Source organism: Peribacillus sp. NPDC097895 (assembly GCF_050277555.1).
GTDB lineage: Bacteria > Bacillota > Bacilli > Bacillales > DSM-1321 > Peribacillus.
Window position 1 is genome coordinate 913,292 of sequence record NZ_JBNNSH010000001.1, and the last position, 13,068, is coordinate 926,359.

14 protein-coding genes and 1 other annotated feature are annotated in these 13,068 nt (G+C 40.1%); all 14 genes read left to right on the forward strand.

The window, feature by feature from the left end:
• The first annotated feature begins 8 nt into the window (after positions 1-8).
• The 14 genes from ybeY to ACQKMH_RS04365 all read left to right on the forward strand — a co-directional run bounded on the left by ybeY (position 9) and on the right by ACQKMH_RS04365 (position 12,923).
• The gene (ybeY, locus tag ACQKMH_RS04300; RefSeq protein WP_427586233.1) at positions 9-485 is read left to right on the forward strand and encodes an rRNA maturation RNase YbeY; all 477 of its coding nucleotides are present in this window, start codon (positions 9-11) and stop codon (positions 483-485) included.
• Entirely contained in the window at positions 463-840 is a 378-nt protein-coding gene (locus tag ACQKMH_RS04305) for a diacylglycerol kinase family protein (RefSeq protein WP_063233011.1), read from the forward strand. The genes ybeY and ACQKMH_RS04305 overlap by 23 nt, the downstream gene beginning before the upstream one ends.
• A gap of 39 nt (positions 841-879) precedes the next feature.
• A complete protein-coding gene (gene cdd / locus ACQKMH_RS04310; RefSeq protein ID WP_230155384.1) occupies positions 880-1,278 on the forward strand; it encodes a cytidine deaminase in 399 nt (132 codons plus the stop codon).
• Positions 1,271-2,200 (forward strand): GTPase Era, encoded by a 930-nt coding sequence (gene era / locus ACQKMH_RS04315; RefSeq protein WP_427586234.1) that lies wholly within the window; start codon positions 1,271-1,273, stop codon positions 2,198-2,200. The genes cdd and era overlap by 8 nt, the downstream gene beginning before the upstream one ends.
• A gap of 99 nt (positions 2,201-2,299) precedes the next feature.
• The gene (locus ACQKMH_RS04320) at positions 2,300-2,443 is read left to right on the forward strand and encodes a YqzL family protein (RefSeq protein WP_427586235.1); all 144 of its coding nucleotides are present in this window, start codon (positions 2,300-2,302) and stop codon (positions 2,441-2,443) included.
• Between the two features lie 30 nt (positions 2,444-2,473).
• Positions 2,474-3,226 carry a DNA repair protein RecO gene (gene recO / locus ACQKMH_RS04325; RefSeq protein ID WP_427586236.1) on the forward strand — a complete coding sequence of 251 codons (753 nt, stop codon included), beginning with the start codon at positions 2,474-2,476 and terminating at the stop codon, positions 3,224-3,226.
• A 58-nt stretch (positions 3,227-3,284) separates the two neighbouring features.
• Positions 3,285-3,461 (forward strand) — a binding site (T-box leader).
• 100 nt (positions 3,462-3,561) lie between these two features.
• Entirely contained in the window at positions 3,562-4,458 is an 897-nt protein-coding gene (gene glyQ, locus ACQKMH_RS04330; protein ID WP_427586237.1) for a glycine--tRNA ligase subunit alpha, read from the forward strand.
• Positions 4,445-6,511, forward strand: a complete 2,067-nt coding sequence (gene glyS, locus ACQKMH_RS04335; protein ID WP_427586238.1) for a glycine--tRNA ligase subunit beta — start codon at positions 4,445-4,447, stop codon at positions 6,509-6,511. Before glyQ ends, glyS begins: the two co-directional genes overlap by 14 nt.
• Before the next feature lie 165 nt (positions 6,512-6,676).
• A complete protein-coding gene (locus ACQKMH_RS04340) occupies positions 6,677-7,315 on the forward strand; it encodes a helix-turn-helix transcriptional regulator (RefSeq protein ID WP_427586239.1) in 639 nt (212 codons plus the stop codon).
• Between the two features lie 16 nt (positions 7,316-7,331).
• A complete protein-coding gene (locus ACQKMH_RS04345) occupies positions 7,332-8,153 on the forward strand; it encodes a pyruvate, water dikinase regulatory protein (protein ID WP_427586240.1) in 822 nt (273 codons plus the stop codon).
• 504 nt (positions 8,154-8,657) lie between these two features.
• Complete coding sequence (locus tag ACQKMH_RS04350) at positions 8,658-9,137, forward strand: YaiI/YqxD family protein (protein WP_230155299.1); 480 nt, start codon at positions 8,658-8,660, stop codon at positions 9,135-9,137.
• A 51-nt stretch (positions 9,138-9,188) separates the two neighbouring features.
• Positions 9,189-10,994: a DNA primase gene (gene dnaG / locus ACQKMH_RS04355; protein WP_427587505.1), complete on the forward strand. Its 1,806-nt coding sequence runs from the start codon at positions 9,189-9,191 to the stop codon at positions 10,992-10,994.
• Between the two features lie 35 nt (positions 10,995-11,029).
• Positions 11,030-12,163, forward strand: a complete 1,134-nt coding sequence (gene rpoD / locus ACQKMH_RS04360; protein WP_285768943.1) for an RNA polymerase sigma factor RpoD — start codon at positions 11,030-11,032, stop codon at positions 12,161-12,163.
• A 229-nt stretch (positions 12,164-12,392) separates the two neighbouring features.
• A complete protein-coding gene (locus ACQKMH_RS04365) occupies positions 12,393-12,923 on the forward strand; it encodes a hypothetical protein (RefSeq protein ID WP_427586241.1) in 531 nt (176 codons plus the stop codon).
• Positions 12,924-13,068: the final 145 nt, after the last annotated feature.

Genomic DNA, 13,068 nt, shown 5'->3' on the forward strand with positions numbered 1-13,068 from the left:
GTGAAAGAATGATTTTAGAAATCGATTTATTGGATGAAACGAACGAAGTAACGGAAGAAGCTCAGCAACTTGTTGAAAGCATTCTGCAATTTGCAGCAAAAAAAGAAAACATTGAAATAGATACCGAGTTGTCTGTCACATTTGTAAACAATGAGAGAATTCGGGAAATCAATAAAGAATATCGTCATAAAGATTCAGCTACAGATGTCATTTCTTTTGCACTTGAAGAAATGGGTGAAGATGAAGTGGAAATTGTCGGCGCGGAAATGCCTCGCATGTTAGGCGATATCATCATTTCCATTGAGCGGACGAAAGAGCAGGCTGAAGAATATGGTCATTCTTTTGACCGTGAACTTGGATTTTTAGCGCTGCATGGTTTTCTGCATTTATTAGGCTTCGATCACATGAATGAAGAAGAGGAAAAAGTGATGTTCACTAAACAAAAGGAGATCTTGGAAGAATATGGACTTTCAAGAGAAGGATAAAAAAAGGTATCCTTTATTAAAAAGTTTCTCTTTTGCCTGTCAGGGAATTTTGGAGGCAGTACGAACGGAGCGCAATATTAAGATTCATTTCGCGTTAACGGCAATCGTCGTTTTCTTTGGCTGGTACTTTTCATTGAATGGGATGGAATGGCTCTTCATTTTGGCAGCCATTGCCGGGACTATTACGCTAGAGCTAGTTAATTCAGCGATTGAAAGGGTAGTAGACCTGGTAACGGATCAAATCCATCCACTCGCCAAGCAGGCAAAAGATATTGCAGCCGGAGCTGTATTCATATATGCTATATTTTCTATAATAGTTGGTTTAATTATCTTTTTGCCTAAGTTTGGCCTGTAGGTGGCAAAAATGGTACTCAATTTGAAAGGACGATGTGAATTGAATACGAATGAATTGATTGAGGAAGCTAAAAAAGCAAGGGAAAAAGCTTATGTGCCTTATTCCAAATTTAAAGTGGGCGCAGCCCTTTTAACCGCGGATGGAAAGGTCTATCATGGTTGTAATATAGAAAATGCTGCATACAGCATGTGTAATTGCGCCGAAAGGACCGCTTTATTCAGCGCGTATGCCCATAACGATAAAACATTCACTAAACTTGCAGTCGTGGCAGATACCGATGGTCCCGTATCTCCATGCGGGGCGTGCAGGCAGGTTATTTCAGAACTGTGCGAACAGGATATGCCGGTTGTTTTGACCAACTTAAATGGGGATATAAAAGAACTAACAGTACAGGAATTGCTTCCAGGAGCTTTTTCACCGGAGGATTTAAATGGATAAATTATTTGACGATACACAAGCAAAAGGTTACAAATCAGGTTTCATTTCGATTATTGGCCGACCTAATGTCGGAAAAAGCACGTTTCTGAACAGGGTTATCGGTCAAAAAATTGCCATCATGAGTGATAAACCGCAAACTACTAGAAATAAGGTTCAGGGTGTCCTGACGCAAAACGATTCACAAATGATTTTCATTGATACACCGGGCATCCATAAACCAAAGCATAAACTTGGCGACTTTATGATGAAAGTGGCAACGAATACATTGAAAGAGGTCGATTTGATTCTCTTCATGATCAATGCGACCGAAGGATACGGACGTGGTGACGAGTTTATCATTGAAAAACTTCAAACCGTAAAAACGCCTGTTTTCCTTGTTGTAAACAAAATCGATGCGATGCACCCGGACGATCTGCTTCCAATCATTGAAAAATACCAACGACTATACCCTTTTGCGGCAGTCGTTCCGATTTCTGCGCTTGAAGGAAATAATGTCGATACACTGCTTGCCCAAATAAAGGATCACCTGCCTGAAGGTCCACAGTTTTATCCAGCTGACCAAGTGACCGACCATCCGGAACGTTTTATCATTTCCGAATTGGTCCGCGAAAAGGTACTGCACCTGACACGTGAAGAAATTCCGCATTCAGTGGCCGTTGTCATCGATTCAATTAAAAAAATGGATAACAGCGATACCATAAATGTAATGGCGACGATTGTTGTAGAGCGTGATTCACAAAAAGGCATCGTCATCGGAAAGCAAGGGAAAATGCTTAAAGAAGTCGGGAGCCGTGCGAGAGTGGACATAGAGAACTTACTGGGCTCGAAGGTATTCTTGGAACTGTGGGTCAAGGTACAGAAGGATTGGCGTAACAAGGCCAGCCAGCTTCGCGATTATGGTTTCAATGAGAGCGAGTATTAATTAGCAAAATTTACGCTTCATGAAAGTTTGGAAAACGGTCAAGCTAATCATATGGTCGGATATTCATATTGCTAGTTAAAAATGAAAGGTGGGCTTTATATGTTGGATTTTACCTGGGAATTATTTAGTGAAACAGGTAATGTGGACACCTATTTGCTGTTTAAGGAGATAGAAGTCGAAAGACAGGAAAGACCCTTGGTATTGAAAGAAGAGCTAGCAGAAATTGATTTTCCTGTTTCATAGGTTAGTCTTGGCAGCATGGGTGGTGTCTTGGTGCTCCAAAAATGTGAAGGCATTGTCATAAGGCGAACTGCATATGGAGAAAATAATAAAATCATTACTATATATACCCGTGAGCTAGGAAAAATTGGTGTGATGGCTAGAGGAGCCAGTAAACCTAACAGTAGGCTTTCTGCCGTCACCCAGCTTTTTTGCTCCGGGTATTTTCTTGTAACAACATCTACCGGACTCGGAAGTCTTCAGCAAGGGGAAATGGTCGACTCGCTTCGTTTCATTAGGGAGGATCTTTTTGCCACTGCCTATGCTTCTTACATTGTTGAATTGCTTGATAAAAGTGTCGATGATAAGAAACCGAATCCATATTTGTATGAATTGCTTTCGCAAACCTTGCATTACATAAACGAAGAATATGACGCAGAGGTTTTGAAATTCATTTTTGAAATGAAAATGCTTCCCGTCAACGGGATTAACCCGGTGCTTGATCAATGTGCTGTTTGTGGCGAAACGGAAGGGGAATTCTCATTCTCGCTTCGGGAGGCGGGTTTTATTTGCCATCGCTGTCTGGGAAAAGACCCCTATCATTATAAAATTTCACCGGCAGCCGTCAAATTGCTGCGGATATTTTATTATTTGGATTTATCAAGGCTCGGAAACATTTCCGTTAAGCCTGAAACGAAAAAAGAACTGCGAAAAATCATTGATGCTTACTATGAGGAATATTCTGGCCTTCATTTGAAATCAAAAAAGTTCCTAAAACAGATTGATACGATGAAAGATATGTTTTAAGTTCTGGCCTATTGACATTCCATGCTAGTTTGTATAAAATTCTAATCATCAAAATAAGAAGATTGCGTTGATGGAAAAGAGTATCTGTCATTCTCCATAAAAAGCGAACCCGGGATGGTGGAAGCCGGGATATGGATTTACAGGGAAGGGCGTTTCCGGAGCATATTGCTTTGAAAAGAGGCCGTTTTATAAACGGCAATTAGGGTGGAACCGCGGGTAAACTCTCGTCCCTATGCATTTCGCATAGGGACGGGAGTTTTTTGTTTGCAAAAAAGTGTATGAATTCCGTTCCCGAATTTTTCAAAGAGCCGTTTTAAATAACCTGGAGGTGTACGATGAATATTCAAAATATGATTTTAACGTTACAAAAGCATTGGTCTGAACAGGGCTGCATCTTAATGAATGCTTATGATGTCGAGAAAGGGGCTGGAACGATGAGCCCATATACGTTCCTTAGAGCCATTGGACCTGAGCCTTGGAGCGTTGCTTACGTGGAGCCATCACGCCGTCCGGCAGACGGCCGTTATGGTGAGAATCCTAATCGGCTGTATCAGCATCATCAATTCCAAGTGATCATGAAGCCGTCACCAGATAATATTCAAGAATTATATTTGGATTCACTGCGGGCATTAGGGATTAATCCACTTGAACATGATATTCGCTTTGTAGAGGACAATTGGGAAAATCCATCACTAGGATGTGCTGGTCTTGGTTGGGAAGTTTGGCTTGATGGTATGGAAATTACACAATTTACATATTTCCAACAAGTAGGCGGTCTTGAGTGTAAGCCGGTTTCTGTGGAGATTACATACGGGATCGAACGTCTTGCTTCTTACATTCAAGATAAGGAAAACGTATTTGACCTCGAATGGACAGAAGGATTCACAGTACGTGATATTTTTGGACAGCCGGAATATGAGCACTCAAAATATACGTTTGAAACATCGGACCTTGATATGCTGTTTCAACTTTTCACAATGTATGAAAAGGAGGCACATCGCCAAATGGAAGAAGGGCTTGTACATCCAGCCTATGATTATGTTTTGAAATGCTCACATACCTTTAACCTTTTGGATGCCAAAGGTGCCATCTCGGTGACGGAAAGAACCGGATATATTGCTCGGTGCCGTAACTTAGCGCGTAAGGTTGCCAAAACCTTCTATGAGGAGCGGGAAAAATTAGGCTTCCCGATACTAAAATTGAAAGGGGAGAATACAAATGAGCAAGCGTGATTTGTTATTGGAAATTGGATTGGAAGAGTTGCCGGCTCGTTTTGTGACAGCATCCATGAAACAGTTGTCAGATAAAGTGCAGAAATGGCTAACGGAAAAAGCGATTGAATTCGGAACGGTTGAAGCTTTTTCAACACCAAGACGTTTGGCCATATTGGTGAAAGACGTGGAAGAATCGCAAAAGGATATCGAAGAAGAAGCAAAAGGACCGGCTAAGAAAATCGCTTTGGATAGCGAAGGCAACTGGTCTAAAGCGGCTTTGGGATTCGTCAGGGGTCAAGGGATGACTTCAGAGGATATTTATTTTAAAGAACTTAAGGGTGTTGAATATGTCCATGTGAATAAATTCATTAAAGGACAGCCGACTGTTCAGCTTTTGTCTGAGCTTGCTGAAATCATCAGCGGCATGACGTTCCCGAAAAATATGCGTTGGGCCAATCAAGAGCTCCGCTTCGTCCGGCCGATTAAATGGCTAATTGCCTTGTTCGGTAATGAGGTAGTGCCATTTACCATCGCTGACGTGGAAACGGGCCGTGAAACGAAGGGACATCGTTTCTTGGGTGATAACGCAATCATCGAAGAGCCGGCACAGTACGAAGAAACATTAAGTAAACAATTTGTCATGGTGGATACTGATAAACGCCGACAAGTTATTTTAGATCAAATTAAAAAGCTTGAGCAGGAAAAAGGCTGGATCATCCCAGTTGATGAAGAACTGCTTGAAGAAGTCAATAATTTGGTAGAGTATCCAACGGCGTTATTTGGACATTTTGAAGAAGAATTCCTTGAGCTTCCTGCAGAGGTACTGATCACTTCGATGAAGGAACACCAACGTTATTTCCCGGTTAAAGATCAAGCCGGCAAGTTACTTGCTTTCTTTGTAACGGTGCGTAACGGGGATGATCGTCATTTGGATAAGGTTTCTAAAGGAAATGAAAAAGTATTGCGCGCCCGCCTCTCGGATGCAGCATTCTTCTATAAAGAAGATCAGAAAAAAGAGATTTCAGATGCTTTGAAAAAGCTTGACAGTATCGTTTATCATGAAGAAATCGGTACGTTGGCCGAGAAAACTGCCCGAGTTACTGCAATGACCGGTGACCTGGCGGATGCTCTGAATTTAAAGGCAGAAAAAGAAATGGCACTGCGTGCAGCAGAAATTGCCAAATTTGATTTGGTGAGTAATATGGTTTATGAATTCCCTGAATTGCAAGGTTACATGGGTGAGAAATATGCACTCCTAAAGGGAGAAGCCAAAGAAGTGGCCGCGGCAATCAATGAACACTATATGCCGAGACATGCGGATGACGATGTGCCGCCTTCAGTCATTGGAGCGGTTGTTAGTTTAGCTGAAAAAATGGATACTTTGGCGTCATTCTTCGCTATTGGTGTCATACCGACAGGTTCCCAGGATCCATATGCTTTAAGAAGGCAGGCCAGTGGTGTCGTTCAAATTCTAGCCGAGAAGAAATGGAATATATCTTTAGAAGAGCTTATTGTTTTAGGCCTTAAGGGACTTGTATCAAAGAACATCTTAAAACGCGATCTTGAGGAAGTTAAAGCGGATATGTTCACTTTCTTTAAAGCAAGGGTCAAGCATTTACTACAAGAACAGCAGATCCGTTACGATTTGATTGACGCAGTTCTGTTCAATGAGATCGGTTTTATACACTCTATCGTAGAACGTGGACACGTCTTGGAGGCGAAAAAAGACGAAGCAGGTTTTAAAGAAAGCCTGGAAGCTTTAAGTCGGGTCATGAACATTGCCGTAAAGTGTGACAATAAAGTGTCAGTGGATCCAAATGCTTTTGAAAATGATCAAGAAAAAGCCCTATACGAAAAATATCAAGATATAGCAAAGCGTTATACTGAAACTAAAAATGAGAATGAACGGTTTGAACTGCTTATTTCACTCCAATCGGAAATCGAGTCATATTTCGAGAATACAATGGTCATGGCAGATGATGAAGCAATCCGTAGTAACCGTTTATCCCTAATGAAGGAAATAAGTGATTTGGTTGCAGGTTTTGCAGCCATGAACAAAATCATCCTTTAATAATTGAAGGGTGTCTGGGAAATCGGAAACCCTCAAAATAAGGGTTTCCGATTTCTTAAACAGATAAAATCGTTAATCAATAGGACAAACATGCCTTTATTACATATTTAGTATATAATTATTAAATGAAAAACTTTTGTTACTTTACTCTGCGAAAGCAGTGGGGTGGTGATTATAATCCAATTAAATAAGCGTCAGGAACTCATTTTACAAATTGTTAAAGAGAACGGTCCGATTACTGGAGAACATATTGCCGATAGATTGAATCTTACAAGGGCGACTCTTCGTCCTGATCTAGCCATATTAACGATGGCAGGTTTTCTGGATGCAAGACCCCGTGTGGGATATTTTTATACAGGCAGGTCAGGAACTCAGCTTTTGACGGACAGCCTAAACCATCTTTATGTACGTGACTACCAATCCATTCCTGTCGTTGTTGACGAGGGCATTTCCGTATATGATGCGATCGTCATGATGTTTTTAGAAGATGTAGGGACCATGTTTGTTGTCGATAAGCATGCCTTGCTCGTAGGTGTCTTATCAAGGAAAGACTTGTTACGTGCGAGCATCGGGAAGCAAGAGCTTAACTCCATTCCAGTCAATATCATCATGACTAGAATGCCCAATATTACAATGTGTTCAAAAGAAGACCTTTTGATTGATGTTGCCAAAAAATTGATCGATAAACAAATCGACTCATTACCGGTTGTAAAAGAAACAGATAAAGGCTATGAAGTGATCGGAAGAATTACAAAAACCAATATAACGAAAGCATTCGTAGCTTTGGCTGATGAAGGCTATTAGGGGGCTTGCAAAAGGAATGACGGAGAATATGAACGGTTCTATTATATATGTTGTATCGGATTCAGTAGGGGAAACAGCGGAATTGGTTACAAAAGCGGCTGCAAGCCAGTTCTCGGGGTCTGCTTTTTCCATAAAGCGAATTCCGTATATTGAAGATGAACAAAACGTGGATGAAGTGATTTCACTGGCTAAATTAGATGGGGCGATCATTGCTTATACCCTTGTTAAGCCAGCTATTAGAGCGTATATGCAAGCACAGGTGGAAAAAGAAAACCTATCTGCTTATGACATTTTAGGGCCGCTCATGGACATCCTTCAGGAAAGAGCACCAAAAGGACCGCTTAATGAACCTGGTCTGGTAAGAAAGCTGGATGATGATTATTTCAAACGAGTTGAAGCCATTGAATTTGCTGTAAAATATGATGATGGACGGGACCCTAGAGGGATTTTACGTGCAGATATCGTGCTTGTGGGTGTTTCACGCACTTCAAAAACACCTCTATCACAGTATTTAGCCCACAAACGTTATAAAGTGGCCAACGTGCCTTTGGTGCCTGAAGTGGAACCGCCGGAAGAGCTTTTCCTTGTTCCTCCTGAAAAATGCATTGGTTTAAAGATCAGTCCGGAAAAGTTGAACCACATTCGCAAAGAACGGTTAAAGTCACTGGGGCTCAATGATCATGCGATTTACGCAAATGTGGAGCGAATTAAGGAAGAACTGACATACTTTGATACAATCATATCTAGATTGAACTGTCCTATTATTGATGTAACGAATAAAGCTGTGGAGGAAACAGCCAATTTGATCATCAATATCCTTCAAAACAAAGATCGTTGATGGATGTTTTTTTATTTTATTCTTACAATTAAGGTAAACAAAAATGTGAGCTAGACACTTTATGTGTCAGCTCACATTTTAATGCTAAGGTCCTTTTGGGAAATAGCAAACAAAATTAGAAATAATTACATATAATTCCGCTTCATTTCCAAATGCAAACCCATTGATTTGAATGAAAACACGATTGGAATTTAAATGTTGGCATCTTCTAATTAAATAGACTATAATAAAAAATTGTGAGAAAAAAGTAATCTTAAGGTTTAGACTTAATTAATAAGGAATAAACTAAAGGTTAATGAGATGTCAAGGTTTTTATCATAAAAATAATTCGACATGTTCCGTATAATTTTAAATGAACCGCCTCTGATTCATGACAAAGCAGCAATTTCACTTAAATATGCAGATATATTCTTTGGAGAATAATGTTTGCTCTTTTTGAAAGTTCTCTGAACCAATGCTAAAAATTCATGATATCTTCATAAAGTTTAGGGGAGAAAAAGGATTATGCAGAAAGATGTAGAATTTAAAGGTATGAATAAACCTACCATACACGTCGATGCCGATGCATGTCCGGTGAAAGACGAGATCCTTCATTGTGCACGAATACACGATGTCGAAGTCTGTTTTGTTGCATCATACAAAAATATGATGAATAACCCTGAAGGAAAATGGGTGTATGTCGATGCAGACAAAGAAGCGGCTGATCTTTATATAGTTAATTCAGTAAAAAAGGGTGATATTGTCGTTACTGCAGATATTGGGTTGGCTGGAACCTTACTTCCCAAAAGCGTTTATGTTCTTTCACCAAGGGGAAAAGAATACACGGACGAGAATATTTTCATGCTCTTGGATATGCGTTATCAATCGGCGAAACTCCGCAGACAGGGTAAACATACGAAGGGGCCGAAAGCATTCACAAAGGAAGATCGTACATGTTTTACAAATAAACTTTTGAAAACTTTGTCGAACATTGCAGGGAATTAGGAATCAGTATCGAATTAGAAACTATCACCAATATAGCAAGGTGGAAAAATGATAAATGGCCGTATAGAAGATGAAAAAATTAACCAAATTCGCGAAGCTGTAGACATTGTTGATTTAATTGGAGAGTATGTACAGCTGAAGAAACAGGGGCGGAATTACTTTGGCCTTTGTCCTTTTCATGGTGAAAACTCGCCCTCGTTTTCCGTTTCAACGGAAAAACAAATCTTTCACTGTTTTGGTTGTGGGGCAGGCGGAAATATTTTTACCTTCTTAATGGATATAGAAGGCTACAATTTTGTGGAATCTGCAAAAGTTTTAGCTGAAAAAGGAAATGTTCCTTTGGATGTTGAAATTAATAAAGATTCCAAGCGTTCTAACATGCCTGCTGGCTCGCAGCAAATGGTTGAAGCCCACGACCTGCTGCGAAAATTTTATCATCACCTCCTCGTTAATACGAAGGAAGGTCAGGATGCTCTCGAATATCTACTTAAACGAGGGTTTACTGAAGAGACGATAGAAAAGTTCCAAATTGGTTATTCGTTGGATTCATGGGACTTCGTTTCCAAGTTTCTTTTAAAACGTGGTTTTCCACCGGAATATATGGAGCAGGCAGGGCTTATAATTTTCAGGGAAAAAGACGAGTCATATTTTGACCGTTTCAGAAATAGAGTCATGTTTCCAATTATGGATCATCAAGGAAATACGATTGCGTTCTCAGGCAGAGCGATGGGGGACGATGAGCCCAAATATTTGAATAGTCCTGAAACGCCAATCTTTAATAAAAGTAAAACTCTATATAATTTTCATCATGCAAGACCTCACATACGGAAGAAAGAACAAGTCGTTATTTTTGAAGGCTTTGCCGATTGTATTTCAGCTGTGCGTGCCGGTGTTGAGAATTCAGTCGCTACGATGGGGACTGCCTTGACGGATCAGCATATCCAGCTATTAAAAAGAAATACTGACCAGATACTTATTTGCTACGATTCGGACTCTGCTGGATTGAACGCTGCCAATCGTGCTGTTAATATGTTACAGGAACACGACTTTTCAGTGAAGGTCGCTCTCATGCCTGATAACTTGGACCCCGATGACTACATAAAGGAATTCGGTGAAAAAAGCTTTGTTTCTGAAGTAATAGGGGCCAGTTTAACCTACATGGCATTCAAAATGCATTATTTGCGCCGAGGGAAAAATGTAAATAATGAAGGAGATCGAATTCAATATATCGAAGAAGTCCTTAAAGAAATTTCGCGATTGCCCAATGCAGTGGAGAGGGACCATTATCTACGGCAGTTATCATCTGAATTTTCCCTGTCATTGGATGCGCTGGAGCAGCAGCAGCGACAAGTGTTCTTTACAGAACGTAAGAAGGGGACATTGCCGCAGCCTGCAGCCCAAAAGAAAATGGAACTGCAATATGAGCATAAATTAAAGCCTGCTCACCATAATGCTGAAACGAAGTTGATTGCCCATATGCTCAAAAGCAGGGATATGACTTTCAAGATTCAGCAGTTGCTTGGGCAAACGGTCTTTCATGTAGACGAACATCAGGCAATCATCACCTATTTATATGCGTTCTATGAAGATGGACACGAACCGGATACAAGCTTTTTCCTTACTTATTTACCGGATCCAAACTTGAGAAGGATCGTTTCGGAAATAGAAATGATGTCAGTGAATGAGGAAGTTACCGATAAAGAACTGACCGATTGTATAAATCAAGTGTTGAAATATGAAAAATTGTTAAAGATAAAAGAAAAACAAGTCGAAGAAAAAGATGCAGTGAGACGAAGTGATTATGTCACTGCTGCAAAAATTGCCATGGAAATCATTAAATTGCGTAAAATGTTGTAGTTGTTTAGGTGTAAGTCCTGGAAGGAGGGGAACTAATGGCTGAAAAACCAGCACGTTCCAAACAAGTTGATAATGAATTTAGCCTTGAACAGGTGAAAGAAAAATTACTAGAGCTAGGTAAAAAACGAGGCTCTTTAACTTTAGAAAAAATCGCTGAAATGATTGGCGGTTTTGAGTTAGATTCCGATCAAATGGATGAGTTCTATGAGGTGTTAGCAGAAAACGGAGTCGAAATTCTCACGGATGGTGAGGAAGACGATGATGAAGATGATCCTGATGAAAAGAAACTTGCAAAAGAAGAAGAGTTTGACTTAAATGATTTAAGTGTTCCTCCTGGCGTTAAGATTAATGATCCTGTCCGTATGTATTTAAAGGAAATAGGCCGCGTTGACCTATTATCGGCAGAGGAAGAAATCTCTCTGGCGACGCGAATTGAAGATGGAGATGAAGAAGCGAAACGCCGTTTAGCTGAAGCCAATCTACGTCTAGTTGTCAGTATTGCCAAACGCTATGTCGGACGGGGAATGCTTTTCCTTGATTTGATTCAGGAAGGTAATATGGGACTGATCAAAGCGGTAGAAAAATTCGATTACCGCAAAGGGTTCAAATTTAGTACGTATGCAACATGGTGGATTCGCCAAGCCATAACCCGCGCCATTGCCGACCAAGCAAGAACGATACGGATACCGGTGCATATGGTGGAAACCATCAATAAATTGATCCGTGTCCAAAGACAGCTTCTTCAGGATTTAGGACGCGAACCTTCTCCAGAAGAAATTGCAGAGGATATGGATTTAACTCCTGAAAAAGTTCGTGAAATTCTGAAAATAGCTCAGGAGCCTGTTTCCTTGGAAACGCCAATAGGTGAAGAAGATGATTCCCATTTAGGTGATTTCATTGAAGATCAGGATGCTACTTCCCCATCAGAACATGCAGCATATGAACTATTGAAAGAACAGCTTGAAGACGTATTGGATACACTGACTGACCGTGAAGAAAACGTCTTGAGACTCCGCTTTGGACTTGATGATGGCCGTACACGGACGCTTGAAGAGGTCGGTAAAGTGTTTGGGGTAACCCGCGAGCGTATTCGTCAAATCGAAGCGAAAGCGTTGCGTAAGCTAAGACACCCAAGCCGCAGCAAGCGCTTGAAAGATTTCTTGGAATAAAATATATATGCCCTTCACAGAGCCCTCTTTGAATGCCCAGCGTTCGGGAGCGGCTTTTTTTTTACTAAATTGGATGTAAAAATATCCTTGTTACAACAATATTTATACAGATATCTATTTAATGGAGATCACTGTAACTAAGTTTCCCTGTATTAATCACCAACCAACTTGAAAAAGCGGCTAAAAGCCGTTACTCATAAGAACAGATCGGCATGAGGATGTGAAATTCATGGATGAGATGAGAAAGAAAATTATCATTCAAGAAATAAACTCCTGGAAGGAAAGTCGTATGCTTCCGGAGCAATATTGTAATTACCTGCTTGCATTATACTGTCAAGGCGAATTACCGCCAACAAGTTCGACTAAAACCGGAAATGATAAAAAAGACGTTCTTACCGGGCTGTTAATTGGAGCCCTTTTTGCATTTATTGTATTTTTGAATTATTTTACTGAAATACCCATAAGAATGCAAATGCTTGTGACAACTATTTCAATCATCATCTTTGTGTTAGCGGCCCGCCGATTAATGGGCAGGAAGGTCATTTTTCAAATGGCCTTGATGGGAATGGCGCTATCATTGCTTTTATTAACAGTCAGTTTGGCTGAATTAATAGCACCCGGAAAACTAAATATCCTTTATGTTTTCTTGTTTATTAATTGCGGTCTATGGATTTTGATTGGCAAAAAACTTAAGCTGCTCCATTTTTCCATAGCAGGAGCCCTGGGAGCTGTTGTCACTGTCTACTTTTTATTTATATAAATCAATGGTCACTCTAGCGGTTTTAAATAGAAGATTTAGGGTATTATTAAATATATGTAATAAAAAGTAAAATGAATTGGAAATATACTTAAATTTTTTACAATTTTAAGAAATTATATAATATCTTCTATTTTTGGGCTTTTAC

Excerpts from the sequence above, each read along its gene's own strand:
- ybeY (WP_427586233.1), top strand. The coding sequence starts at position 9 with ATGATTTTAGAAATCGATTTATTGGATGAAACGAACGAAGTAACGGAA.
- ACQKMH_RS04305 (WP_063233011.1), top strand. The coding sequence starts at position 463 with ATGGACTTTCAAGAGAAGGATAAAAAAAGGTATCCTTTATTAAAAAGT.
- era (WP_427586234.1), top strand. The coding sequence starts at position 1,271 with ATGGATAAATTATTTGACGATACACAAGCAAAAGGTTACAAATCAGGT.
- ACQKMH_RS04320 (WP_427586235.1), top strand. The coding sequence starts at position 2,300 with ATGTTGGATTTTACCTGGGAATTATTTAGTGAAACAGGTAATGTGGAC.
- glyQ (WP_427586237.1), top strand. The coding sequence starts at position 3,562 with ATGAATATTCAAAATATGATTTTAACGTTACAAAAGCATTGGTCTGAA.
- glyS (WP_427586238.1), top strand. The coding sequence starts at position 4,445 with ATGAGCAAGCGTGATTTGTTATTGGAAATTGGATTGGAAGAGTTGCCG.
- ACQKMH_RS04345 (WP_427586240.1), top strand. The coding sequence starts at position 7,332 with ATGACGGAGAATATGAACGGTTCTATTATATATGTTGTATCGGATTCA.
- ACQKMH_RS04350 (WP_230155299.1), top strand. The coding sequence starts at position 8,658 with ATGCAGAAAGATGTAGAATTTAAAGGTATGAATAAACCTACCATACAC.
- rpoD (WP_285768943.1), top strand. The coding sequence starts at position 11,030 with ATGGCTGAAAAACCAGCACGTTCCAAACAAGTTGATAATGAATTTAGC.
- ACQKMH_RS04365 (WP_427586241.1), top strand. The coding sequence starts at position 12,393 with ATGGATGAGATGAGAAAGAAAATTATCATTCAAGAAATAAACTCCTGG.